Annotated in this window: 20 protein-coding genes and 3 rRNA genes; 18 read left to right on the top strand and 5 right to left on the bottom strand. The window is 52.5% G+C overall.

What is annotated here, in order from left to right:
• Positions 1-16 precede the first annotated feature (16 nt).
• Entirely contained in the window at positions 17-1603 is a 1587-nt protein-coding gene (locus MKX51_RS26075) for a peptide chain release factor 3 (protein WP_340938131.1), read from the top strand.
• A gap of 122 nt (positions 1604-1725) precedes the next feature.
• Here MKX51_RS26075 and MKX51_RS26070 read toward each other — a convergent pair whose 3' ends face one another.
• A complete protein-coding gene (locus MKX51_RS26070; RefSeq protein WP_036700271.1) occupies positions 1726-1962 on the bottom strand; it encodes a small acid-soluble spore protein SspI in 237 nt (78 codons plus the stop codon).
• Between the two features lie 192 nt (positions 1963-2154).
• Between MKX51_RS26070 and MKX51_RS26065 the strand changes: the two genes are divergently transcribed.
• The 3 genes from MKX51_RS26065 (at position 2155) to MKX51_RS26055 (ending at position 4486) form a co-directional block, all read left to right on the top strand.
• A complete protein-coding gene (locus tag MKX51_RS26065; RefSeq protein ID WP_340938132.1) occupies positions 2155-2814 on the top strand; it encodes a potassium channel family protein in 660 nt (219 codons plus the stop codon).
• Positions 2815-2845: 31 nt separating this feature from the next.
• The gene (locus MKX51_RS26060) at positions 2846-3652 is read left to right on the top strand and encodes a TrmH family RNA methyltransferase (RefSeq protein WP_340994418.1); all 807 of its coding nucleotides are present in this window, start codon (positions 2846-2848) and stop codon (positions 3650-3652) included.
• 105 nt (positions 3653-3757) lie between these two features.
• Positions 3758-4486 (top strand): Type 1 glutamine amidotransferase-like domain-containing protein, encoded by a 729-nt coding sequence (locus tag MKX51_RS26055; protein WP_340994417.1) that lies wholly within the window; start codon positions 3758-3760, stop codon positions 4484-4486.
• Positions 4487-4539: 53 nt separating this feature from the next.
• Here the strand turns inward: MKX51_RS26055 and MKX51_RS26050 are convergent, their stop codons facing one another.
• Entirely contained in the window at positions 4540-5091 is a 552-nt protein-coding gene (locus MKX51_RS26050; protein ID WP_209878909.1) for a helix-turn-helix domain-containing protein, read from the bottom strand.
• 159 nt (positions 5092-5250) lie between these two features.
• Here MKX51_RS26050 and MKX51_RS26045 point away from each other — a divergent pair, with 159 nt between their 5' ends.
• The 14 genes from MKX51_RS26045 to MKX51_RS25980 all read left to right on the top strand — a co-directional run bounded on the left by MKX51_RS26045 (position 5251) and on the right by MKX51_RS25980 (position 19496).
• The gene (locus MKX51_RS26045) at positions 5251-5910 is read left to right on the top strand and encodes an alpha/beta hydrolase (protein ID WP_340994416.1); all 660 of its coding nucleotides are present in this window, start codon (positions 5251-5253) and stop codon (positions 5908-5910) included.
• 6 nt (positions 5911-5916) lie between these two features.
• The gene (locus MKX51_RS26040; protein WP_340994415.1) at positions 5917-6687 is read left to right on the top strand and encodes a dioxygenase family protein; all 771 of its coding nucleotides are present in this window, start codon (positions 5917-5919) and stop codon (positions 6685-6687) included.
• A 156-nt stretch (positions 6688-6843) separates the two neighbouring features.
• Positions 6844-7728 (top strand): hypothetical protein, encoded by an 885-nt coding sequence (locus MKX51_RS26035; protein WP_340994414.1) that lies wholly within the window; start codon positions 6844-6846, stop codon positions 7726-7728.
• 195 nt (positions 7729-7923) lie between these two features.
• A 16S ribosomal RNA gene (locus MKX51_RS26030) occupies positions 7924-9484 on the top strand.
• 293 nt (positions 9485-9777) lie between these two features.
• Positions 9778-12704 (top strand): 23S ribosomal RNA (locus MKX51_RS26025).
• 137 nt (positions 12705-12841) lie between these two features.
• Positions 12842-12958, top strand: a 5S ribosomal RNA gene (gene rrf / locus MKX51_RS26020).
• The 16S, 23S and 5S rRNA genes sit together here, the layout of an rRNA operon.
• A gap of 489 nt (positions 12959-13447) precedes the next feature.
• Complete coding sequence (locus MKX51_RS26015; protein ID WP_340994413.1) at positions 13448-14107, top strand: response regulator transcription factor; 660 nt, start codon at positions 13448-13450, stop codon at positions 14105-14107.
• A 2-nt stretch (positions 14108-14109) separates the two neighbouring features.
• Positions 14110-15462, top strand: coding sequence for a HAMP domain-containing sensor histidine kinase (locus MKX51_RS26010; protein ID WP_340938152.1), 1353 nt, complete (start codon positions 14110-14112; stop codon positions 15460-15462).
• Positions 15463-15565: 103 nt separating this feature from the next.
• The gene (locus MKX51_RS26005) at positions 15566-16657 is read left to right on the top strand and encodes a hypothetical protein (RefSeq protein ID WP_340994412.1); all 1092 of its coding nucleotides are present in this window, start codon (positions 15566-15568) and stop codon (positions 16655-16657) included.
• A 122-nt stretch (positions 16658-16779) separates the two neighbouring features.
• The gene (locus MKX51_RS26000) at positions 16780-16959 is read left to right on the top strand and encodes a dihydrodipicolinate synthase family protein (RefSeq protein ID WP_340994411.1); all 180 of its coding nucleotides are present in this window, start codon (positions 16780-16782) and stop codon (positions 16957-16959) included.
• Positions 16946-17578: a dihydrodipicolinate synthase family protein gene (locus tag MKX51_RS25995; protein WP_340994410.1), complete on the top strand. Its 633-nt coding sequence runs from the start codon at positions 16946-16948 to the stop codon at positions 17576-17578. The genes MKX51_RS26000 and MKX51_RS25995 overlap by 14 nt, the downstream gene beginning before the upstream one ends.
• 64 nt (positions 17579-17642) lie before the next feature.
• Entirely contained in the window at positions 17643-18227 is a 585-nt protein-coding gene (locus tag MKX51_RS25990) for a DUF421 domain-containing protein (RefSeq protein WP_340994409.1), read from the top strand.
• A 33-nt stretch (positions 18228-18260) separates the two neighbouring features.
• The gene (locus MKX51_RS25985) at positions 18261-18962 is read left to right on the top strand and encodes a metallophosphoesterase (protein ID WP_340994408.1); all 702 of its coding nucleotides are present in this window, start codon (positions 18261-18263) and stop codon (positions 18960-18962) included.
• 63 nt (positions 18963-19025) lie between these two features.
• Complete coding sequence (locus MKX51_RS25980; RefSeq protein ID WP_340994407.1) at positions 19026-19496, top strand: OsmC family protein; 471 nt, start codon at positions 19026-19028, stop codon at positions 19494-19496.
• Between the two features lie 29 nt (positions 19497-19525).
• Here the strand turns inward: MKX51_RS25980 and MKX51_RS25975 are convergent, their stop codons facing one another.
• The 3 genes from MKX51_RS25975 to MKX51_RS25965 are packed head-to-tail and all read right to left on the bottom strand — an operon-like array spanning position 19526 to position 23121.
• The gene (locus MKX51_RS25975) at positions 19526-20944 is read right to left on the bottom strand and encodes a sensor histidine kinase (RefSeq protein WP_340994406.1); all 1419 of its coding nucleotides are present in this window, start codon (positions 20942-20944) and stop codon (positions 19526-19528) included.
• Positions 20945-20946: 2 nt separating this feature from the next.
• Entirely contained in the window at positions 20947-21633 is a 687-nt protein-coding gene (locus MKX51_RS25970) for a response regulator transcription factor (protein ID WP_076085268.1), read from the bottom strand.
• Between the two features lie 15 nt (positions 21634-21648).
• Positions 21649-23121, bottom strand: a complete 1473-nt coding sequence (locus MKX51_RS25965) for a hypothetical protein (protein ID WP_340994405.1) — start codon at positions 23119-23121, stop codon at positions 21649-21651.
• Positions 23122-23533: the final 412 nt, after the last annotated feature.

Here is a 23533-nt window from a genome sequence, read left to right as displayed (position 1 = left end):
TGAAGGGATATGTGCAATGAATAAAGCAACGGACCATAAGCTTCAGAGTGAAGTAGACAAACGCAGAACCTTTGCGATTATTTCCCACCCGGATGCGGGTAAAACTACACTGACAGAGAAACTGCTGCTCTTCGGAGGTGCCATCCGTCTGGCAGGTACAGTCAAAGCCCGTAAGGCAAGCAAGCACGCCACCAGTGACTGGATGGAAATTGAGAAGCAGCGCGGAATCTCGGTTACGTCCTCTGTGATGCAGTTTGATTACCTGGACCACCGGGTGAACATTCTGGATACTCCGGGTCACCAGGATTTCAGTGAAGACACCTATCGTACGCTCACTGCGGCTGATAGCGCGGTCATGCTGATCGACGTAGCCAAGGGTGTGGAGACACAGACAATCAAGCTGTTCCAGGTCTGCGCGAAGCGCGGCATTCCGATCTTCACCTTCATTAATAAGCTGGACCGTGAAGGCCGCAGCCCGTTTGATCTGATGGAGGAGCTGGAGAATGTGCTGGGCATCCGCTCGGTGCCGATGAACTGGCCGATTGGGATGGGCCGTGAGCTGTGCGGCGTGTATGACCGGATGAAGAATCAGGTCGAACTGTTCCAGGGTGATGACCATTCTGTAATTAAAGTACAGAAGGTGGAGAGCTACCGCGACCCGATTATCCGGGAGATGGCGGGGGAGTACCTGCATGATCAGCTATGCGCGGATCTGGAGCTGCTGGATGTAGCGGGCGATCCGTTTGACTATGAGAAGGTGCTGCGCGGGGAGATTACTCCGGTATTCTTCGGCAGTGCTATCAACAACTTCGGTGTACAGACGTTCCTGGATAATTTCCTGGAGCTTGCACCGAAGCCTGAACCACGCCGCAGTACAGCTGGTGCTGTAGAACCGACGAATGAGAAATTCACCGGCTATGTATTCAAAATCCAGGCGAACATGAATCCCGCACACCGTGACCGCATCGCCTTCCTGCGTATCGTGTCCGGCAAGTTCCAGCGTGGAATGAGTGTGAAGCATGTGCGTGCCGGCAAGGACATCAAGCTCTCCCAGCCGCAGCAGTTCCTTGCCCAGGACCGGGACATTGTGGAAGAGGCGTATCCGGGGGATATTATCGGTCTGTTCGACCCGGGCATCTTCCGGATTGGCGACACGCTCAGCCAGGCCGGAGATATTGAATTCGATGAGCTACCGACCTTCTCGCCGGAGATTTTCTCCAAAGTCACCATTAAGAATGCGCTGAAGTCGAAGCAATTCCAGAAGGGGATTGACCAGCTGACTGAAGAGGGCATGATCCAGGTGTTCCGTACCGTCAACTTCGATGACATTCTGCTGGGTGTAGTCGGACAACTGCAGTTCGAGGTGTTCGAATACCGTATGAAGGGTGAGTATGGCGTGGATGTGCAGCTGCAGCGTATGAGCTACCAGTTCGCACGCTGGATCGTGGATGAGAACAAGCCGGATGCCAGTAAGTTCCGGATCAACTCCACTCTGGTTACGGACAAGAAGGGTAATTACGTAGTGCTGTTCGAGAACGAATACGCCATGCGGACCGCGATGGAGAAGAATCCGACCGCGAAGTTCCTGGAGACTGCGCCTTGAAGGGTGTAATAGAAGCAGGATGAGTAGTTAAGCATATGTACGATTAGGCTATAAAAAACCTCCGGCTCCACCTGTGCAGCAGCATGGTGGGGTGCGGAGGTTTTTGACGGGATGGGCCTCCTCTAGGAGGTGATGGACCCTGGGGTAAGCTTGTCCAGATGTCTGTGCAGCATAGAGAGAACCCGGTCCTGCTTCGCAGGGTCGAGGTCCTTCCAGATCATCTCAAAGACGACACCCAGTCCGGGAAGCGCGGCTTCCGGCCCGTCTACGGAATTCTCAATGACCTCCCGCAGACCTTCTTCGGACTGGCCGTGCACCTTGTGAATGATGGCCTGGCGCAAATCAAGGGTGACTGGCATAATCGGCCTCCTTAAAGTTTTGTGAGCATCTGCTTCCTAAATAGCATCGCAAAACTGACTTCGAAAGCAGGGCTTAGTCAGGTAAGCAGCCTTCTTATAAGGTGCCCTGCGGGAGCGCTGAACATTCAAGTTTATAACGGCTTATGCTATACTGTGTGAGATGTATTATACGTGCGGGAGGGACAAGGCTTAATGGCAAAAAAACAGTATGCCATCATCGGCATGGGCCGCTTCGGTTCAAGTGTGGCCAAGGCGCTCAGCGGGATGGGCTATGAGGTGCTGGCCATTGATGCGGATGAACAGCGCACCCAGGAAATCTCCAATATTGTGACCCATGCCGTATCTGCGGATTCCACGGATGAAGAGGCGCTGCGTGCGCTTGGCATCCGTAACTTCGATGTGGTGGTAGTTGCCATCGGTGAGGATATTCAGGCCAGCATTCTGACAACGCTGATCTTGAAGGATCTGGGCGTACCTGCGATTATCGCCAAAGCCAAAAGCGAGCTGCACGGCAAGGTGCTGGGTAAAATCGGAGCAGATAAGGTGATCTACCCGGAGCGGGACATGGGGATGCGGGTGGCGCATCATCTCGCTTCTCCGAACATCCTCGATTACATCGAGCTGTCACCGGAGTACAGCATTCTCGACATGAAGGTCTCAGGACCGATGCTGGGCAAGAACCTGCAGGAGCTTGACATACGCGCCAAATATGGGTGCAATGTTATGGCGATCCGTAAGGGCGAGGAAATGAATATCTCTCCCAGAGCGGAGGATCGCCTGACCGAGGGTGATGTCCTTGTCATTGTCGGACGGAAGGATAACCTGACGAAGCTGGAAATGGCTTATCAATAGGAATCTGTAAGCAACAGAAAGGTAGGACCCTATGGAAATTATGTCGCCGCAGAACACGCGGGTGAAGGAATGGGCCGGACTGCAGGAGAAGAAGCACCGTGACCGGTCCGGCAAATATATCGTAGAAGGCATTCATCTAGTGCAGGAGGCGTTGCAAGCCGAAGCGGATGTGGAATGCCTAGCGTACGACCTCGATAAAGGGATGCCGTCTGAGCTGAAGCCGCTGCTTCAGGCCGTACAGGGTATGGAGGTCATCGGTGTGTCAGCGGCGGTGGTTGCCAAGTGCAGCAGCACAGGCACACCGCAGCCGGTGTTCGCCATTGTGCGGAAGGAGCAGAAGGGGATAGAGGCCATTCTGGCGAAGCCGGACAGCCTGGTTGTGGTGCTGGACGGGGTCCAGGACCCCGGCAATGTAGGCACCATCATCCGCAGCGCGGATGCGGCGGGCGCGGACGGCGTGATCCTCGGCCAGGGCTGCGCCGACCTCTTCAATCCCAAGACCATCCGGTCCACGATGGGCTCGATGTTCCATCTCCCGGTAGTGGAGGGAGAGCTCGGCACGATTCTGCCCCAGGCACGGGAGCGTGGTACGCTGCTGGTCAGCACTTCGCTGACGGGCGAGGATTCCTGCTACACCCATGATTTTCACGGCAGCCAGTGGCTGCTGATCGGCAGCGAAGGACAGGGGATCTCCCCGGAGACGGCCGCAATGGTCGATAAAAGCATCCTCATCCCGATGGCCGGCCGCGCCGAATCGCTGAATGCGGCAATGGCCGCAACAATCCTGCTGTTTGAGGGGATGCGGCAGCGGGGGAATTATCTTAACCAACCTATATAACTTTCACAACAGAGTCAGTCCCGGTGTGTCTGAATAAGACGTAATGCATCCGGGGCTTTTTTGTATTCTTTTTCAGCTTCAATACTATGAATAGGAGTGATGAATATGGGGATTATTGTGGCGATTGGCGGAGGAGAGATTAGCGAATTAGAGACTTTGGCAATCGATCAAACGATTGTAGGTTTAACGAATAAAAGGAATCCCAAAGCATTGTTCATCCCTACAGCCAGTATGGATGCGGAAGGGTATTGTGACTCTTTTCAATTAGTATATGGTGACCGGTTAGGGTGTGAGGTCCAGCATTTGCTGCTGACGAAAAATACATATGCATCAGAAGAAATAGAAAATATGATTTTATCCGCCGATTTAATCTATGTGGGTGGCGGTAATACGAGGAAGATGCTGGACATCTGGCGGGAGCATGGTGTGGATACTTTGCTGAAGCAGGCGTACGCCTCGGGGGTTGTGCTGTCAGGTATGAGTGCGGGTTCGATCTGCTGGTACGAATACGGTCATAGTGACACAGAGGCGTTCGATACTAATGGAGAATGGATCTATATCAAATTGCAGGCGATGGGGATCTTACCAGGGATTCACTGTCCTCATTATAATGAAGACAACCGCGAGGCAGATTTCTTGGAAATGGTTAAGGGAATGGATACAACTGGCATAGCCATTGAGAATCACTGCGCCATTATTTATAAAGATGATGGGTATAAAGTGATCTCTTCCAGAGAACAGGCCAAGGCCTATAAGATACAAAAGATCAATCAGCAGATGATCGTGACGGAGATTGAGAAGCATGCTGAATATAATGAGATAGTGAATATGTGATTAAAAGAAGCCCGCACTCCGCCTATCCGGTCAGAGTACGGGCTTTTGAATGTTCAGAGGACATCCTGTCCGTTTTCGCTTTCTGTGTAGATGGAGATCAGCACAATCGCGGTGTCTTCTCCGGTATTTTTGACGGAATGGGGGGTGCAGGCATTCCAGCTAAAGGAATCACCTTCGGTAAATTCGGCTCCGTCTTCCCCTTGCTGCGCATAGATAGTCCCTTTAATGACGACATGGACCTCCTGTCCTTCATGCGCATGGGGGGCATCGCCGATCATGGCACCGGGAGGGAACTCGACGATCGACATCCGTACATTTTGGGTGGAGCTGAGGTGTTCGACTTTTAGCTCAGCTGCGCCGCTGGTGGTGATTCTCCGTTCATCCTTGCGGACAATCTGCATGCGCTCTTCCTTTTTAAGCAGCAAATAAGCAAGCGGAACCTTCAGAGCCTGGGCGATATTCTCCAGTGTAGCGATGGAAGGTGAGGTCTTATTGGTTTCGACCTGGCTCATGAAGCCTTGGGAGAGGCCGGTAGTGTCGCATATTTGCGCGATGGTGATATTTTTCCGCTTGCGGATTGCCCGTATTGTAGCACCGATATCCATAGGATCACACCTTCGTAATATTTGTAATACTAAACTTATTTTCATATTAACAATTTAATGATTGACAAGTCAATGTGGGTTGCGTTAAATTACTCATATAGAAAATATATTATTATAACTAATATTTAAACGAGGATCTTCAGTATGGAGGAAGATAAGATGAACCCTAAGTATTCATATAATATTCATTTACCGGATGGGCTTGAGCAAGGCAGGAAGTACCCGGTGATCTTTACTTTTCACGGCAAGGGCTCTAATGAGCGCAATATGTTCGGTCTGGTGGCCCCGCTGGCTAAGGAGTTCATTATTATCGGGGTTCGCGGGAATCTGCCGCTGGGTACGGGGTATCAATATTATGATTTGAAAAGCCTGGGCAACCCCATCCGTGAGATGTTTGACCAAGCTGTCAGCGATCTTGAGGCCTTCATTCACTATGCAACGCAGCAGTATCCGGTCGATCCGGACAGATGTTATTTGCTCGGCTTCAGCCAAGGGGCCATTCTGTCCATGACGCTTGCGCTTACGATGGGGGAGCAGCTGAAGGGGATTGTCGCACTGAATGGATATATTCCTGATTTTGTGAAAATGGAGTATAAGCTCCGTAGCCTTAAGAACGTGTCTGTCTTCGCTTCGCATGGTGAATACGATTCGGTGTTCCCGGTGCGCATTGGACATGAGACTGCCGCCTATCTGGAGGGGCAAACCGAACGGTTGACCTTCAGACTCTATCCGTCCGACCATGGCGTATCTGAAGAGAACCAGTGTGATTTCTTGCAATGGCTCAAGCAGGATGCCGGATTAACCATTAATAAGGAGTGATAATCGATGATGCCTTCCTATTTTTTTGCACACGGAGCTCCATCTATTGTTCTTGAAGATAATGCCTACACCAAGCTGCTGAAAGAGTTCAAGGACCACATGCCTAAACCGAAAGCCATCGTTCTCTTCTCGGCTCATTGGGAGGAATCCGTGCAGTCCGTGGGCGCGGCGGCAACGTATGATACCATTTATGACTTTGGCGGGTTCCAGGACGAGCTGTACCAGATGACGTATCCGGCACATGGCGATCCGGCTCTCGTGGAGCAGATTCAGAAGCTTTTGACTTCGGGCGGTGTGGAGAATGTCAGGGATGAACAAAGAGGACTCGATCACGGGGCATGGGCTGTGCTGAAGCTGCTCTATCCGGAGGCGGATATTCCGGTTGTGGCGATGTCTGTGAATCGTGATCTGCCTAATGCGCAGCAGTATGAAATCGGCAAGGCGCTGGCGGCGTTGCGTGAACAGGATGTGCTTATCATCGCCAGCGGGGGAACCGTTCATAATCTGCGGAGGTTGAACTGGAATTCGGATGAGATCAACGGGTGGGCCGAGCAGTTCGATCATTGGATTCAGGAGAAGGTGGAAGCATGGGATACAGAAGCGCTGTTCCAATACGAGGAGCTTGCTCCTTATGCGGAGATGGCGGTCCCAACGAGTGAGCACTTTATTCCGCTGTTCATCGCTATGGGAGCGGGAGACCCGGGGCGTAATGCGCAGCTGCTTCACCGGAGTTATCAGTATGGTAATCTAAGCTTGAGCTGCTGGCAGTTTAATTAAAATGTGGTGAACTCTGAACGCTCCGATTCGGCAATCTCCTTGGTGTACTTCCGAAATCAGGCATGTCAAGCTGTCGGGGAGGAAGGAATTTCCGGTCCACTTTTCAATACATTCTTGGTAAGGTAGGGGGACTGCTATTCTGAAGAGGTGAAGATTATGCAAAAGAAACATTGTGCATTCTGCGATCAGATTGTCCGCATTACAGCAGACGGTGAGTACGATCAGTATATCGACTGCTCCTGCTCTCCTGGCGGAAGCTACGGTCTGCTTAGAGATAGCTATGAATCAATTCTGGCGCTCTCGTTCCAGCAGAAGCGGGACATGCTGCATCTGATCTCAGGTTATATCCGTGAAAAGACAGATTGTGGCGAGAAGGTGATCCTTGCGTTCAGCGATCTGGAGGATATTGTGAATGCCCCGGGTATTCCGGTAACGGCTGAGGATAAAGGGGACCGGCTGTTGCAGTATCTGTATAGGCATTCTAGTGGCCCCGGGGAGCCCGTAGTGATTCATCCCCTGTCCCGCAGCTACAATCTGACGTATTCTCCCAATCTGCAGGAGCTGGTCTATATTATTGACAGGCTGCAAAATGAGAATCTGTTAGTCCGGGAAGGTATGAACTTCTCTTTGACCCCTATGGGGTGGGAGGAAGCTTCTGCAAACGCAGGCGGCCGGATTTTACAACAATGTCTGGTTCTTCTGCCGGATGATGAGAAGCTGCAGGCGGAATGGCAGGACAAGCTGTGGGCCAAAATCGAGCAGATTGGCTATTTCCCACGTTTGCTTGCCAGCAAGAATGAAGCCGCGAATTCGCTGGTGCCTGTGGCGGACAGCAAGCTGGTTATTGCGGACCTCACAGGCCAGTCATCTGAGGTGTATCTGGCAGCGGGCTATGCGCTTGGGCTGAACATTCCGGTAATCTGGACGGTCAGAAGCGACGAGGCAGATACATTAAGGATCCATCTTCAGGAGATACGTCCGCTGGTTTGGGATACTGCGGAAGAGCTGATGGTATTGCTTCAGCAAGAACTTTTGAAATAATAGTTGCATAGTTGTTTGATCCATGTTATATTATAAAAGTTGCTGGTGACGCGGTGAGCGGCGCTAACAACGAGCTTGATCTTTGAAAACTGAACAACGAGTGAGTATCGGAAATCACTTCGGTGAGATCCAAAATGAGAGAATGTAAATTCTCGTCAGATGTTTCAAAATGAGCAATCGCTCTTTCTAAATACCAATTTGGAGAGTTTGATCCTGGCTCAGGACGAACGCTGGCGGCGTGCCTAATACATGCAAGTCGAGCGGAGTGTGAAAGGAAGCTTGCTTCCTTTCAGACTTAGCGGCGGACGGGTGAGTAACACGTAGGCAACCTGCCCTCAAGCCTGGGATAACTACCGGAAACGGTAGCTAATACCGGATAATTTCTTTCTTCTCCTGAGGAGAGAATGAAAGGCGGAGCAATCTGCTGCTTGGGGATGGGCCTGCGGCGCATTAGCTAGTTGGTGGGGTAACGGCCCACCAAGGCGACGATGCGTAGCCGACCTGAGAGGGTGAACGGCCACACTGGGACTGAGACACGGCCCAGACTCCTACGGGAGGCAGCAGTAGGGAATCTTCCGCAATGGGCGCAAGCCTGACGGAGCAACGCCGCGTGAGTGATGAAGGTTTTCGGATCGTAAAGCTCTGTTGCCAGGGAAGAACGTCCGGTAGAGTAACTGCTACCGGAGTGACGGTACCTGAGAAGAAAGCCCCGGCTAACTACGTGCCAGCAGCCGCGGTAATACGTAGGGGGCAAGCGTTGTCCGGAATTATTGGGCGTAAAGCGCGCGCAGGCGGTTATTTAAGTCTGGTGTTTAAACCTTGGGCTCAACCTGAGGTCGCACTGGAAACTGGGTGACTTGAGTACAGAAGAGGAAAGTGGAATTCCACGTGTAGCGGTGAAATGCGTAGATATGTGGAGGAACACCAGTGGCGAAGGCGACTTTCTGGGCTGTAACTGACGCTGAGGCGCGAAAGCGTGGGGAGCAAACAGGATTAGATACCCTGGTAGTCCACGCCGTAAACGATGAGTGCTAGGTGTTAGGGGTTTCGATACCCTTGGTGCCGAAGTTAACACAGTAAGCACTCCGCCTGGGGAGTACGGTCGCAAGACTGAAACTCAAAGGAATTGACGGGGACCCGCACAAGCAGTGGAGTATGTGGTTTAATTCGAAGCAACGCGAAGAACCTTACCAGGTCTTGACATCCAACTAACGAAGCAGAGATGCATCAGGTGCCCTTCGGGGAAAGTTGAGACAGGTGGTGCATGGTTGTCGTCAGCTCGTGTCGTGAGATGTTGGGTTAAGTCCCGCAACGAGCGCAACCCTTGACTTTAGTTGCCAGCAGGTGAAGCTGGGCACTCTAGAGTGACTGCCGGTGACAAACCGGAGGAAGGTGGGGATGACGTCAAATCATCATGCCCCTTATGACCTGGGCTACACACGTACTACAATGGCCGGTACAACGGGAAGCGAAGCCGCGAGGTGGAGCCAATCCCAGCAAAGCCGGTCTCAGTTCGGATTGCAGGCTGCAACTCGCCTGCATGAAGTCGGAATTGCTAGTAATCGCGGATCAGCATGCCGCGGTGAATACGTTCCCGGGTCTTGTACACACCGCCCGTCACACCACGAGAGTTTACAACACCCGAAGTCGGTGGGGTAACCCGCAAGGGAGCCAGCCGCCGAAGGTGGGGTAGATGATTGGGGTGAAGTCGTAACAAGGTAGCCGTATCGGAAGGTGCGGCTGGATCACCTCCTTTCTATGGAGAATCGTTTCCTGCAACGGAAACATTCAAATCGGAAGCTTGCTTCCACCAAAGAACCCTTGGGTTCGAATACTCACTCGTTGGTCAGTTTTGAGAGTTTAAGCTCTCAACCGTCTGTAACTTCGATCGACACAGTTGTGTTCGACCCGAACTTACAGCAACTTGATCCTTGAAAACTGGATACCGAAACGAATTTGCGTTTTAGAACATCTTTTAGCTGAAACTTGTGTAAGCAAGTGGAAATAGTTATTAGTTGCTACCGTGATTTTCCTTAGGGAAAACACATTGGTTAAGCTACTAAGAGCACACGGAGGATGCCTAGGCGCCAGGAGCCGACGAAGGACGTGGCGAACAACGAAACTGCCTCGGGGAGCTGTAAGCAAGCTTTGATCCGGGGGTGTCCGAATGGGGAAACCCAGCTGTGGTAATTCGCAGTTACTCGTATCTGAATACATAGGATACGCAGAGGCAGACCAGGGGAACTGAAACATCTAAGTACCCTGAGGAAGAGAAAACAATAGTGATTCCGTCAGTAGCGGCGAGCGAACGCGGAACAGCCTAAACCAAGGGGCTTGCCTCTTGGGGTTGTGGGACGTCTCACATGGAGTTACAAAGGAATAGAGTAGGTGAAGAGGTCTGGAAAGGCCCGCGATAGAGGTAAAAGCCCTGTAGCCCAAACTGTGTTCTCTCCGAGACGGATCCCGAGTAGTGCGGGGCACGTGAAACCCCGTATGAATCCAGCAGGACCATCTGCTAAGGCTAAATACTACCTGGCGACCGATAGTGAAACAGTACCGTGAGGGAAAGGTGAAAAGCACCCCGGAAGGGGAGTGAAATAGAACCTGAAACCGTGTGCTTACAAAAAGTCAGAGCCCTTTCTATGGGTGATGGCGTGCCTTTTGTAGAATGAACCGGCGAGTTACGTTTAACATGCAAGGTTAAGGTGAGAAGCCGGAGCCGCAGCGAAAGCGAGTCTGAATAGGGCGACTGAGTATGTGGACGTAGACCCGAAACCGTGTGATCTACCCCTGTCCAGGGTGAAGGTGCGGTAACACGCACTGGAGGCCCGAACCCACGCATGTTGAAAAATGCGGGGATGAGGTGGGGGTAGCGGAGAAATTCCAATCGAACTCGGAGATAGCTGGTTCTCCCCGAAATAGCTTTAGGGCTAGCCTCGGTGAATGGAGTGGTGGAGGTAGAGCACTGATTGGGTGCGGGGCCCGCAAGGGTTACCAAGCTCAGTCAAACTCCGAATGCCATTTACTTCTTGCCGGGAGTCAGACAGTGAGTGCTAAGATCCATTGTCAAAAGGGAAACAGCCCAGACCATCAGCTAAGGTCCCCAAGTGTGTGTTAAGTGGGAAAGGATGTGGAGTTGCACAGACAACCAGGATGTTGGCTTAGAAGCAGCCACCATTGAAAGAGTGCGTAATAGCTCACTGGTCGAGTGACTCTGCGCCGAAAATGTAACGGGGCTAAACACACCACCGAAGCTATGGCTAGATACTTTGTATCTGGGGTAGGGGAGCGTTGTATGTAGGTTGAAGGTGTACCGTAAGGAGCGCTGGACAGCATACAAGTGAGAATGCCGGTATGAGTAACGAAAAGATCAGTGAGAATCTGATCCGCCGAAAGCCCAAGGTTTCCTGAGGAAGGCTCGTCCGCTCAGGGTAAGTCGGGACCTAAGGCGAGGCCGACAGGCGTAGTCGAAGGACAACAGTTTGAAATTACTGTACCACCGTAATCCGCTATGAGCGATGGGGTGACGCAGGAGGGTAGTGACGCGGACTGATGGATGTCCGTCTAAGCAGTGAGGCTGGTGTGCAGGCAAATCCGCACATCATTAAGGCTGGGCTGTGATGGGGAGCGAAAATTACAGTAGCGAAGGTCATGATCTCACACTGCCAAGAAAAGCCTCTAGTCAGGAGAAGGTGCCCGTACCGCAAACCGACACAGGTAGGCGAGAAGAGAATTCTAAGGCGCGCGGAAGAACTCTCGTTAAGGAACTCGGCAAAATGACCCCGTAACTTCGGGAGAAGGGGTGCCTCGGTAGGGTGAATAGCCCGAGGGGGCCGCAGTGAAAAGGCCCAAGCGACTGTTTAGCAAAAACACAGGTCTGTGCGAAGCCGTAAGGCGAAGTATACGGGCTGACGCCTGCCCGGTGCTGGAAGGTTAAGGGGAGCGGTTAGGAGCAATCCGAAGCTGTGAACCGAAGCCCCAGTAAACGGCGGCCGTAACTATAACGGTCCTAAGGTAGCGAAATTCCTTGTCAGGTAAATTCTGACCCGCACGAATGGCGTAACGACTTGGGCGCTGTCTCAACGAGAGATCCGGTGAAATTTTAATACCTGTGAAGATGCAGGTTACCCGCGACAAGACGGAAAGACCCCATGGAGCTTTACTGCAGCTTGATATTGAATTTGGGTACGATCTGTACAGGATAGGTGGGAGCCGTGGAGGCAGGAGCGCAAGCTTCTGCGGAGGCGCCGTTGGGATACCACCCTGATCGTATCTAGGTTCTAACCTGGTACCCTCATCGGGTACGGGGACCGTGTCAGGCGGGCAGTTTGACTGGGGCGGTCGCCTCCTAAAGAGTAACGGAGGCGTTCAAAGGTTCCCTCAGAATGGTTGGAAATCATTCGCAGAGTGCAAAGGCATAAGGGAGCTTGACTGCGAGACCTACAAGTCGAGCAGGGACGAAAGTCGGACTTAGTGATCCGGTGGTACCGCATGGAAGGGCCATCGCTCAACGGATAAAAGCTACCCTGGGGATAACAGGCTTATCTCCCCCAAGAGTCCACATCGACGGGGAGGTTTGGCACCTCGATGTCGGCTCATCGCATCCTGGGGCTGAAGTAGGTCCCAAGGGTTGGGCTGTTCGCCCATTAAAGCGGTACGCGAGCTGGGTTCAGAACGTCGTGAGACAGTTCGGTCCCTATCTGTCGTGGGCGCAGGAAATTTGAGAGGAGCTGTCCTTAGTACGAGAGGACCGGGATGGACGTACCGCTGGTGCATCAGTTGTTCCGCCAGGAGCATGGCTGAGTAGCTACGTACGGACGGGATAAGCGCTGAAAGCATCTAAGCGTGAAGCCCCCCTCAAGATGAGATTTCCCAATTAGTAAGACCCCTTGAAGACGACGAGGTAGATAGGTTGGAGGTGGAAGTGCAGCAATGCATGGAGCTGACCAATACTAATCGGTCGAGGGCTTATCCAAATTTCTAACACGCAGATTCGTTTCGGATTCAGTTTTCAGGAATCAATTCCTGAAAGATTTTAAGCTGCAGGTCCTTTTAAAGGATTGATATTTTGCGGGAGTGATCTCACAGATGTCCACGCAGCGCAAAAATCATGTTTGGTGGCGATAGCGGAGGGGTTCCACACGTACCCATCCCGAACACGACCGTTAAGCCCTCCAGCGCCGATGGTACTTGGACCGAAGGGTCCTGGGAGAGTAGGACGTTGCCAAGCACACAAGACCACTGTTGATTCTCAGACAGTGGTTTTTTTGTGTTTTCGGGAAAGCTTGGACACTGCCTGGGTAGCCGCGATATAACGTTAAGGGAAGCAGAGAGGCCCCGTTTCTTTTTACAATTCCATAACAACTGTCACTCTACTCTATAACATGTAGAGAGTAGTGTAGTGGTAGAGACTGTTGTCGTCCCGAAAGCACCGGAGCCCACAGTGGTTGTGGATACGAGAGCAGTTAATTTGGCAGCGATAAGAACGCCTATTGATGAGCCTGCCGATAAGGGAAAATAAGCGGGAAGCTTATATTCAATGAACTAACTAGTCCTGACGATCAAGCAGTTCTTGATTCGTCGGGATTTTTTAGCAGGCGGGTGTGTAAGGTCAGGTTCGGCTTATAGGTTATGGATGCTCTGGAATCTGGTATGATTAAGATTAGGTTACCTGTGTACGGGTACCCTGTGGCTACAGAGTTAGGAGGATATTCGATAGATGGCTCATATACTTGTTGTTGAGGATGAACAGGCGATTAATGATTTAATAACTATGAACCTTAAGCTGGTGGGACATACGTATTCCAAAGCCTATACCGGCTCAGAGGTTGCGGAATTGCTGGAGAAGGAACGGGCGGATCTCGTCCTGCTGGATGTCATGCTTCCCGGTCTGGACGGGTTCGGGGTGATGCAGCAGATTGCTCCGCTTAAAATTCCGGTCATTCTGATTACGGCCCGGAATGCACTCTCAGACCGGATCAGGGGCTTCGAGCTGGGTGCGGATGATTATATTATCAAGCCCTTTGAGATTCTGGAGCTGCTGGCCCGGATTAATGTTGTGCTGCGGAGGAATGAGCAGGCTGCCTCTGCTTTTGTATGCGATGAGGTTGAAGTCCGGTTCAAGGAGCGTCAGGTGTGGGTGGAACAGCTGCTGGTGGATCTGACGGCCAGAGAATTCGAGCTGCTTGAAGTGTTGATTCGCAACCGGAATATTGCTCTTTCCAGAGAGAAGCTGCTGGAGCTGGCTTGGGGCTATGATTATGCCGGTGATACCCGTACCGTGGATGTACATATCCGGCAGCTGCGCAAAAAGCTGGGCTGGGAAGAACAGATCAAAACCGTGTTCAAGCTGGGCTACCGGCTGGAAGTTCAGGTCTAGCCATGCGGTTCTGGCATAAGATTCTCCTTGCTGTCCTGGTGCTGTTTATAGCGGCACTTGATGTAAGTGTCGTGATGGTAATGAAAAAAAGCTGGCAGCTGAACATGGCCAGTGAGAGCAAACGTGCGGCCAGCGAACAGCTGCTAATTACGAATAATATCTATGAGAATCTGGATTCCATTCGGGCAAGAGGCGTCTCTCTTACCCCGGCACTGCTGGTCAGTGTGGCTAAGTCCTATGGAGAACACTACCGTAAGCAGGGGATAGAGCTGGAGCTGCGGGATGATGGACTGCTGCTCTATCCTGGTGAGAAAGAACAGCGTGCAGCACAGGAAGAACATATCATGACGTTAGCGATGCCGCTCCCTGCTCCCTATCAACATTTGGAGCTGGTATACAAGCGCGATATCAGCGGGCTGTACGCTCAGCAGGAGGAGCTTAACCGTTTTTTTGTGATGATTAACTGGATTGTCGGTCCGCTCCTCGTGGGGTTGCTCTATCTTCTGATCCGGCATCTGACCAAGCCGCTCAAGCTGTTGTCGGAGACAACGAAGACGATAGCCGAAGGCGATTATTCCAACCGTGTGGAGCTGAACAGCAGGGATGAATTCGGGGAGCTGGCCGTAAACTTCAACCGAATGGCTTCAGTGATCGAGCAGCGGATGAGCGATCTCGCAGGCATGGCTGAGGATAAGCAGCGGATGGTCGATAATCTGGCTCATGAGCTGCGGACACCGCTGACCAGTATACAGGGATTCGCGGAGCTGCTGACCACAGCTAACATAGATCAGGAGGATCAGGTCAAGGCGGGCCATTATATTCTTAGTGAGACCGTGAGGCTGAAGAATCTGGCCTTCAAACTGCTGGATCTGTCCGTTCTGCGGCATCAGCCGCTGATGCTGGCAGAGGTAGACGTGGCTTCGCTATTCGACACAGTGGCCCAGACCGAACAGCAGAGGGTAACAGATAACGGATTACTGCTGGAGCTGAATAGCTCCATTCCTGCCGTATGGGGAGATGCTGATCTTCTGGCAGCTTTGCTGGTGAATCTGATCGAGAATGCGATTCCGGTGTCCCGGCCAGGGCATACGATCCGTGTGCTGGCCTATCAGCAGGACGGAGCAGGGGTGCTTGAAGTACAGGACAGCGGGAGTGGATTGACAGAAGAGCAGAGCAGGCGGGCATTTGAGCCGTTCTACCGTGCAGATCCTTCACGTTCGCGGTCCTATGGCCATGCAGGTCTGGGTCTCTCTCTATGCCGCCAGATTGCTGAAGCGCATCATGCCAGAATTGAGCTGCTATCTGCTCCGGGTGAGGGGACGAGCATCCGGCTTTTTTTAAGCTCTACTGTGTGAAGCTATTTTACAACTCCATAACAACTGCTCCTCTACTCTATAATATCCCGGGATTAAGCTATGGATAGAGTTAATATCCTGAATCCTGATGGAGGTAATACAATTGAACAAGAAAAAGTGGTCTGTTACTATGGCAGTTGTCCTATGCTCAGGCGGTATGTTCGCATTCAGCGGACTCCTTGTCCCCAGTCTGGCGAACTCAGCAGTCGTCGCGAAGTACAGTACGGCAGCTCAGGTCAGTGCTAAGGCAAGTCCGGCAGGAAGCGATGTTCCTGTACTGAAGGTGGAGGCACCCGTGCCGGTATCTACCGTGAATGATGATCTGCTGCTGAAGCAGATGACAGAGGAACAAATCCAGCAAATCTACGACTATCTAGAGCTCCCAGGCGATCCCCATATTTCAGGCCGGGCGATGAGCGATGCGGAGATTAACCGCAGGCGGGTGCTGGAGGATAAGTATGTATATGATGGTGTGCGGCCGCAGAAGCCTTTGCCGCTAGAGGCGGGTCAAGGAGAATTGTATCTCGATATAAAGACCAATACGTATCATCAACCGGAGCGCACCTGGACGGATGAAGAGCTGCTGCAAATGATTGACTGGTACTACCGGCTTAATCTTCTGTCATCCAAACGTAATATAACTGCTCCTGCCGTGGCCGTACCGGAGAAATTCAGCAAGACTGAAGTACAGGCACGGGCGGCTGAAAGTGTGCGCAAGCTGTTCGATGCCGATATCTCCAAGCTGCAAACAAATGTTATGCTGCATGAACCGGGTTATGGCATCCCCTCATTTTGGTCGGTTCATTCTGCACCATATAAGTCGCTTACTCTGCTTGGACAAGGTCAGGAATACTGGCAATATAGTGTACAGATCGATCCTGACACCGGGGTGGTGGTAGATACAACAGCTTTTAACTCTATTATAAAAAGAACCCCGATCGACGCGGCAGCAGCGGCTGCCATGAAGAAGGATGACAGCTGGATAAAGGAAGCTACCCGGATTGTTAAGGACAAGCAGGGAGAGAAAAGAAAGATAGTGAAGGCGTATCTGACGAACACCAAGGTAAACAATAAACGCGGGATGGTGGCCGTGGATGTGTTGCTGGAAGACGGCAGCAAATATAATGCGGAATTACGCTATCCGGGTAAACAGCTGCGTTGTCTGATCTATGAGCCTGCCGGTAAGGCTAAGTAAGCGGGAAGCCGTGTTGCTATAGAACTGAATTTATCCTGATGATCAAGTATTTCTTGATTCATCAGGATTTTTTGTTACATTGGAGTTAGAAGATGCGAGGTCTATTCCAAAAGGAGTGTAATATGAAAAGATTAAATGTAGCGATCCCTACACCTTTTCACAGTGATGAGGGTCTGAATGTAGAAGGATTCGAAGCCATTGTCGCCTACCAGAAGCAGAACGGTATCGAATCGCTGCTGATCTCGGGAAGCACTGGCGAGCAGCATTCGCTGAGTATCGGAGAGAGAATTGGAGATCATTGAGTACTTCAATCAGCAGCGCTTCCAGGGGATAGAGCTGGTGTTCGGGGCTTCTGCCATCAGAACCCGGGACGCGGTAACGCTGGTTCAGGCGCTGGAGACATCGGTAATCGATGCCATTATGATTGGCTTCCCGCCATACATCCGGCCTACGCAGCAACAGGCGGTTGCTTATGTGGAGGAGTTGCTTAGCCATACGAGCAAGCCGGTAGCGCTGTATAATAATCCCGGCCGGACCGGATTCGATCTGGCGCCGGAGTCGCTGTACACGTTAATCCGCCGCCACCCGAATATTGTAGGCTACAAAGAAACAGGCGATTTGCAGCGGCATGTGGGAGTAGAGTATCCGGAGGGGTTCATTCTTTTTGCAGCAGGGGATATGAGGCTTGTGGAGAATTTCGCCGCAGGCCCTTGCAATGGTCTCTCCAGTGTGGCCGGAAATCTGTACCCCTTGGAGATCAAGAGCGCGGTGGAGCGTCTGCTGCGGAAGGAGCAGGTGGAGGCTGGACCTTTGGAGGACATAGTGGCGCAGGTGTTCAGCGGCCATGCGCTTGTCAACATCAAACAGCATTACAACCGGTTGGGGATTCCGGCGGGCGTGTGCCGGGCTCCGATTCTCTAGAGATGCATATTCGCCTCCTGTAAGACAAAAGCTAGCCTATCTACTATCAAAAGGAGACGGAGCGATGCATGAAATCTGGAGCGAAATCTGGAAGGCGCTGGTGCTGATCATTGTCGGGATGCTGGTGCTGCGGCTGGCCGGCCGCAAATCGATCTCGCAGATGACGATTCCTACGACGATCGCCATGATCTCAATTGGGACGATTATTGTGCAGCCGATCGCCGATCATAGTATTCTGATTACCATAGTTGCAGCAGCCGTATTCATCATAGTGTTAATTGTAGTGGAATGGCTGCAGGTCCGCTGGGGTGCTCTGGAGCGGCTGATCAAGGGGCCTGCGGTTATTGTTATTGCGGAGGGACAGCTTCAGCCTAAGAATCTGCGGAAGCTGAGATTAACCGTCGATGAGCTGGAGATGAGCCTGCGGGGACAGGGCATCTCCAGGCTCAGCGATGTCAAAACAGCGACGATTGAGCCCAACGGCCAGCTCGGATATGAACTGCAGGATTCCGCAAAGCCGGCCACTATGGCCCAGATCGAGGTGCTCTTTGCTAAATATCTGGGCGGAAGCGGTCCAGCGAACGAGGCTGGACACCTGGATCAGCCTGATCCGCAGACTGGGCTTTTTGACGAGATTAAACTGCAATAAAGATAGACTGGATGCTGTAGAAGGAGGGAGTTCATGCGCAAATTCTTCATAACGGATATCCATGGCGATAAGACGGGTCTGGAGCTTCTGCTCCGGCACTCTGGAATGAACTGGGCGCAGGACCAGCTGGTCATCGGCGGAGATATGATCAACCGGGGCAAGGACTCGGCCGGAGTGCTTGTTTACCTTAAGCAGCTTACAGAGCGGCATCCGGGCCAGGTCCATGCGCTGATTGGCAATCATGAAGAAATGATGGGGGATTATATAAAAAGCGGAGACAAGCTTTGGCTGAGCCATGGCGGGCGCGAGACGCTGGCGAGCCTGAAGCAGGCTTATCCCGACCCGGAACAACGGCAGGAGCTGATGGAATGGGCCTATTCTTTGCCGCTGTATTTTGAGGATGATGAATATGTATATACACATGCCGGACTGTATACAGAGCAGACTCTGGAGGAGCAGAGCCGGGAGATTCTATGGATGACAGAATATGAATTCTACCGCCAGCCGCGTGAAGCGCTCCTGGCCTTAACGAATGGCAGGCCGGTGATTCACGGGCATACGCCGGTTGAACGGATCTATGGTGACGGCGTCAGGATGAACTGCGATCTGGGGTCTAATACCTACCCGATACTTGAAGAAAGGTCGCTTGGGCTGGTGAATCTGACGGAGATGACTTGCCATGTGTATAGGCAGGCAGACCAGCGGCTGGAGACCAGACGGATCGGGCGTATCTAGCCCCAGGAGTGACACAAGATAATAGTACTTATTTGATATGAAGAAAAGAAAGGACGGAGTGAGATGAAGCATCCTTTTCACCTGAAGGCGGTATGGAATGGAGGACGGAACAGCGAAGGGCATATTGATGCGGGCGGACTGCGGACGGTTATATCGATTCCGCAGGAGATGGGCGGACCGGGAACCGGCACGAACCCGGATGAGATGCTGCTGGGTGCAGCAGCGACCTGTTACCTGATTACCCTGGCCGCAATGCTGGAGCGTTCGGAGATTGTTCCAGAGGAGCTGACCCTGGCGTCTGAAGCGACAGTAGATGTCACGAATAATGTGTTCACGTACGAAAAGATTGTTCACAAGCCTAGCATTGTGCTCCAGGCTGGTGCGGCACCGGCGCAGCTGAAGATGGCAGAGCGGCTGGCACATAAGGCTGAAGAATCCTGTATGATCTCCAGAGCCGTGGCCGGTAACGTCTCTATAGAGACTAAGCCAGTTGTGGAAATCGCGCGAGGGAGCGGACAAGCCCGGGTAGAGTAATAGAAGCACAGCGGGATACAGAGCTAGAGCTACACTGGTGAGGCAAAATGCTGCTCCACCTCGTAACGCGGCAGCTCTACAATTACTGTGGTTCCCTTGGTGAATTCGCTCTCGATTCGCAGCTGCCCGTCATGCAGCTCGATAATTTCTTTGCAGATGGCGAGGCCCAGGCCGCTTCCGGACTGGCGGGAGCGGCCTTTGAAGAATTTGGTGCCAAGCTGTGCCAGATCCTCAGTCTCGATACCTTCGCCGTTGTCGGCGACTGTGACGAGTATCCGCTCGCCTTCGAGTACGGCTGTAAGGCGGACCTCGCCCTCCGCAGGGGTGAACTTGAAGGCATTATCCAGCAAATTGACAAACACCTGCTTCAACCGGTTAAAATCACCGTCCACCGGCAGCGGCTGATCGGGAAGATCGGCGTAGAGGCGGATCTGCTTCGTCTGCCCCCGGTATCTGAACTGCAGCAGCAGATCCTCCAGCAGGCCTCTAAGATCATACGGCTGGCGCACAATGCGGATCTCTCCGGCCTGGAATTTGGAGAAGTCCAGCAGATCCTCCACCAGGCCGATCAGCCGGTCTGTCTCCCCGGTCATAACCTCAAGACCCTGCAGGGTCTCCTGTTTATCCGATAGATCACCAACCAGCAGGGTCTCCCCCCAGCCTTTGATGGAGGTAAGCGGGGTCCGCAGCTCATGAGTGACGGAGGAGATGAAATCATATTTGAGCTTCTCGCTCTTGAGGATCTCCTCCGACATATAATTCAGCGTTACCGCAAGGGTGCCGACTTCATCGTCATACCGTCTCTTTGCCCGGACGGCAAAATTACCGGTGGCCATTTCCTTGGCGACCCCGGTCAGCTGCTGGATCGGCCCTACGATCCGTTTGGCGATAATCAGGCTGAGCATGAAGCCGAATCCAATGACGAGCAGCCCGACGATGGCTGCATTCAGCGCAATTTTGAGAATAACGTTATATAGAGGCTCTGCTGAAACCGAGTAGCGCAGCAAGCCCATCGTGCTCCCCGACTCCTTCAGCGCGATAGAGACTGCCATAATTCGTTCCCCGTTCACTGGCTTGATGCTCTGAAAGCTTCCTTTGCCGTTGGCCAGGGCTGCTCTCACATCAGGGGTACTCACCTGCTCTCTACTGGAGAAGCCGAAGGAATTAATGACCACATGCCCGGCTGGACTCAGCACCTCCACCTTACTGCTCTCCTCAGGGGAGAGATTCTCCAGAATATAACGCGCCCGTTCATTCAAGCTATAACTCTCCAGATACTTATTGAAAAAGGTCGCTGAAGTCGTGGCCCTTGTATTCAATGTCTCCATCGCACTGCCCAGATAATAATAGTGGACAGCAGCGATGAACACTCCCTCCAGCAGCAGCACGATCAGGAGCAGCATAAGGGTAATATAGACGATAAGTCTGGACCTGATTCCCTTCAGCACAATTAGCCCCTCCAAATATATCCGAATCCCCACACGGTCTCGAGGAACTGCGGCCCGGAGGACTCCTGTCCGATCTTCTGGCGGATTCGGCTGATATTCACATCTACTATTTTAAGATCTCCCATGAAGTACTGCCCCCATACGGCTGTCAGAATATCATCCCGGTTCATGGCCTTGTTCGGCTGTTCCATCAGCAGCTTAACGATCATGAACTCGGTCGGGGTCAGCGGGATATCCTGCCCGTCCTTCAATAATTTCCGTTCATCCAGCATTAGGGTAAAAGGCGGAAGCTCGATGAGATTCTCCTGCGGCAGCGCTTCTCCCGGATACATCCTGCGGTAGAGAGAGCGCACCCGGGCGACCAGCTCCACCGGACTGAAGGGCTTGACCACATAGTCATCTGCGCCGGATTCCAGGCCCATGACCTTGTCGATTTCCTGGCTTTTGGCGGTGAGCATAATGATTCCCAGCCGGGGGAAGTGTGTCCGCAGAAGGGTGCACACTTCGAACCCGCTAAGTCCGGGCAGCATCAGGTCGAGAATCGCGATGTCAAAATCCCTCTGCTCTCTTGCAATGCGCAGCGCCTCTTCACCGGTAGAAGCCTCCGCGATCTCGAAGCCTGCCCGCTTAAGGTTGATGCACAGCAGATCACGGATAGGCTTCTCATCTTCCAGTATCAGCACTTTCATGAACAGCTCTCCTTCTTATTGCCGCGGCTTCTGGGGTATGCCGGCCAGCTGAACGACTTCATCCAGTGTCAGCTTCAGCTGATTATAATTCTGCAGATCGGCCCCCTGCAGCTTGCCGGCGGCATCCGCTGCGGGCATTACGGCAACGAATAGGGTAGGCTCCGTGTCATTGTTAGAGTTCCCCTGCTCATACAGCAGCTTATACTCTCTATTCTCAGCCTTCAGCTGGACTTCTGCGGCAGCCCAGGCTTTCTTTGTCAGCAGGCGAAGCTCCAGCAGCGGAGCCTTCACAGCAGACCCGGCATTCTTGTAGCTGAACTGGAGCTTCTCCCAGGGCTGGGGTGATTCTCCCGGAACCTCCAGCAGGATCTGGCCCGCCCAGGACTTGGGAATACGGAAGTTGAAGCCCCAGCGGTCGAACTGCTCCTGCACGAAGGTCAGGCCGGTCTGTCCGTTCCACTGATAATATTTGGTGATGAATGGGGTCGCCAAGGGAGCCATGCTCTCCGTACCGGCTGGCGGCACCAGGAAGCCGAATTCCAAGATCCCGTCATTATTCACATCCAGGCTGGACTGCGGGTAGTCCTTAATTGCAATACTGCTGCTGCCAAGCAGGTCAGGAGAGACGGCTGGCGGAGATAGCACCAGATCCTTGCTTGCAGCGAGCGCGGTACGCTGATAATCATCTGTTGCCAGTATATCAGTAAACCTGTCTTTTTCCCAAGTTAGCAGTGAAGTATAGGAAGCATGTGCGCCAATGGCGGCATCGATGACGATTGCGTCCCGGGTAGGGGACGCCTTGCCGAACTGGGCTTCGATGACATTACCATCGAGCTTCTGGTCAGATAAGGTTTGCAGCGTACCGTCCTTGAGCCGGAGCAACAGGAGATGGGTCTCACGGATGTTATCTGTTGTGTAGGTACTCTGAAGCAAGGCAATGTCGGTATGCCCGCTTCCGGTCAGATCGCCAAGGACCAGCTGGTCGTAAGGCTGCTTAAGCAGCTCGGTCAGCTTGCCGCCGCTTAGGCTGTAGACCGCCAGCTCTTTGTTTAAGCCCTCCCCGCCGCCGTATCCGAGCAGCAGCTCCTCCGCTCCGTCACCGGTAACATCTGTGAAGGACACTTCATTCAATTCGCTGCCTACCCCGGTAAGGTTAGCCAGCTTGGTCCACTTGCCGTTCTGCTGTGAGAGGAGGAGGGTATTGATCTCGTAATCGGTTTTCTCTGTCTTGTAGAAGGCCAGAAGCTCCTCCTGCCGGTCCTTGTCCAGATCCTGTAATTGAATCGCACTGCCGGATTCCGAGTGGATGGGAACCGTTAAATGCGCGTTGGCCGGTAGAAAGGATTTGACGATTCCGGTAAGATTGCCGTCGCTATTCCCCTGTGCCGGGGCTTGAAGCAGATCGCTTGGCGTCTTCATGGTACCACAGCCGGAGGCGATCAGGCTTAAGAATAAGAGGCTGCTGAGGCCGAAGGTATATTTGTTCATTGCAGTTACGCTCCTTAGGATTCATCTGTGGCTAGTATATCCTAACCTTTCGGGCAATTAGTTTCAAAATGGTAAAGGAGCTGACTGAAGATATAAATCTGAGATGGAAGGGTAGTAACACAAAGCTTAAACTCGTCGACTGCGGTGAACATTTGGACTTTCGGCCGCTGTTATGTTTGGATTTCCTGATTGAACCCGCTGGGCGCGGTAGAAATCCAAACATAAAGGCGGTCGCTATCGCTCCTACAGTTCCAAATTTCCCCTCCGCTCCTTCCCAGCTTTTTGTTAATGGCTTATTCAACTGAAATTGATATCTTCAGTTATTGGGGGGAGGGGGCAGGCAAAGAACGGCGGAATGGGGCGCTGTCGCTACCATTCCTACAATTTTAAAAAAAAGGCTGTCCCAATCAGC

Origin of the sequence: Paenibacillus sp. FSL M7-0420 (assembly GCF_038002345.1) — a bacterium.
Classification (GTDB): domain Bacteria; phylum Bacillota; class Bacilli; order Paenibacillales; family Paenibacillaceae; genus Paenibacillus_AQ.
This window is presented reverse-complemented; position numbering and strand designations above follow the sequence as displayed.

Excerpts from the sequence above, each read along its gene's own strand:
- MKX51_RS26075 (WP_340938131.1), top strand. The coding sequence starts at position 17 with ATGAATAAAGCAACGGACCATAAGCTTCAGAGTGAAGTAGACAAACGC.
- MKX51_RS26070 (WP_036700271.1), bottom strand. The coding sequence starts at position 1,962 with ATGCCAGTCACCCTTGATTTGCGCCAGGCCATCATTCACAAGGTGCAC.
- MKX51_RS26065 (WP_340938132.1), top strand. The coding sequence starts at position 2,155 with ATGGCAAAAAAACAGTATGCCATCATCGGCATGGGCCGCTTCGGTTCA.
- MKX51_RS26060 (WP_340994418.1), top strand. The coding sequence starts at position 2,846 with ATGGAAATTATGTCGCCGCAGAACACGCGGGTGAAGGAATGGGCCGGA.
- MKX51_RS26055 (WP_340994417.1), top strand. The coding sequence starts at position 3,758 with ATGGGGATTATTGTGGCGATTGGCGGAGGAGAGATTAGCGAATTAGAG.
- MKX51_RS26050 (WP_209878909.1), bottom strand. The coding sequence starts at position 5,091 with ATGGATATCGGTGCTACAATACGGGCAATCCGCAAGCGGAAAAATATC.
- MKX51_RS26045 (WP_340994416.1), top strand. The coding sequence starts at position 5,251 with ATGAACCCTAAGTATTCATATAATATTCATTTACCGGATGGGCTTGAG.
- MKX51_RS26040 (WP_340994415.1), top strand. The coding sequence starts at position 5,917 with ATGATGCCTTCCTATTTTTTTGCACACGGAGCTCCATCTATTGTTCTT.
- MKX51_RS26035 (WP_340994414.1), top strand. The coding sequence starts at position 6,844 with ATGCAAAAGAAACATTGTGCATTCTGCGATCAGATTGTCCGCATTACA.
- MKX51_RS26015 (WP_340994413.1), top strand. The coding sequence starts at position 13,448 with ATGGCTCATATACTTGTTGTTGAGGATGAACAGGCGATTAATGATTTA.
- MKX51_RS26010 (WP_340938152.1), top strand. The coding sequence starts at position 14,110 with ATGCGGTTCTGGCATAAGATTCTCCTTGCTGTCCTGGTGCTGTTTATA.
- MKX51_RS26000 (WP_340994411.1), top strand. The coding sequence starts at position 16,780 with ATGAAAAGATTAAATGTAGCGATCCCTACACCTTTTCACAGTGATGAG.
- MKX51_RS25990 (WP_340994409.1), top strand. The coding sequence starts at position 17,643 with ATGCATGAAATCTGGAGCGAAATCTGGAAGGCGCTGGTGCTGATCATT.
- MKX51_RS25985 (WP_340994408.1), top strand. The coding sequence starts at position 18,261 with ATGCGCAAATTCTTCATAACGGATATCCATGGCGATAAGACGGGTCTG.
- MKX51_RS25980 (WP_340994407.1), top strand. The coding sequence starts at position 19,026 with ATGAAGCATCCTTTTCACCTGAAGGCGGTATGGAATGGAGGACGGAAC.
- MKX51_RS25970 (WP_076085268.1), bottom strand. The coding sequence starts at position 21,633 with ATGAAAGTGCTGATACTGGAAGATGAGAAGCCTATCCGTGATCTGCTG.
- MKX51_RS25965 (WP_340994405.1), bottom strand. The coding sequence starts at position 23,121 with ATGAACAAATATACCTTCGGCCTCAGCAGCCTCTTATTCTTAAGCCTG.